This window comes from Anaerotruncus sp. AF02-27 (assembly GCF_003465835.1).
GTDB lineage: Bacteria > Bacillota > Clostridia > Oscillospirales > Ruminococcaceae > Anaerotruncus > Anaerotruncus rubiinfantis.
This window is the reverse complement of the sequence record NZ_QSBX01000068.1, coordinates 1-812: the sequence shown is the minus strand read 5'-3', so window position 1 is coordinate 812 and position 812 is coordinate 1. Positions and strand designations below refer to the sequence as shown.

At 49.8% G+C, this 812-nt stretch carries 1 pseudogene; it reads left to right on the top strand.

Features of this window, described 5'->3' with window-relative positions:
* Positions 1–51: 51 nt before the first annotated feature.
* Positions 52–812, top strand: a pseudogene (locus DWV16_RS18795) (VirD4-like conjugal transfer protein, CD1115 family); the annotation flags it as partial.

The following is an 812-nucleotide window of genomic DNA, read 5'->3' as shown; positions in this document are numbered from 1 at the left end:
CGATGAAACCGCTTAAAAGCAAGATACTATTTTCTTGTTCCTTATTGACAAAACCCGAAGGGAACCATTTTGGTGGAGTGCGGGAAAATGCTCCAAAGGGGCGCACCCAAACTGGGAAAGGACGGAAAGCCCATGAAGGATAAGCACGGCAAGGTCATTTATGAGCCTTACCGGATCAAGGTCCTCAATACCATCAACTTCAAGAAATCCATGCACTATAACCCTTTCGCCTATATCCATAGCGAAAAGGACATATTGAAGCTGGTCACGACGCTGATCGCCAATACCAAAGGCGAAGGCAAGGCCGGAGACGATTTCTGGGTCAAGGCAGAAACGCTTCTCTATTGTGCGCTCATTGGCTATATCCATTATGAGGCTCCGGTGGAGGAGCAGAACTTCTCCACCCTTATTGAGTTCATCAACGCCATGGAGGTCCGGGAGGATGACGAGGAGTTCAAAAATCCCGTGGATCTGATGTTTGACGCATTGGAAGCAGAAAAGCCAAACCCCTTTGCGGTGCGCCAGTATAAGAAATATAAGCTGGCGGCAGGAAAAACAGCCAAGTCGATCCTGATTTCCTGTGGTGCGCGCCTTGCGGTATTCGACATTGCAGAGCTGCGTGAGGTCACAGCCTATGATGAGCTGGAGCTGGACACTCTGGGAGACCAGAAAACTGCCCTGTTCCTCATTATGAGTGATACAGATGACAGCTTTAACTTCCTGATCTCTATGTGCTACACCCAGCTGTTTAATCTGCTCTGCGAAAAAGCCGACGATGTGTATGGCGGCAGGCTCCCGGTCCATGTGCGCTG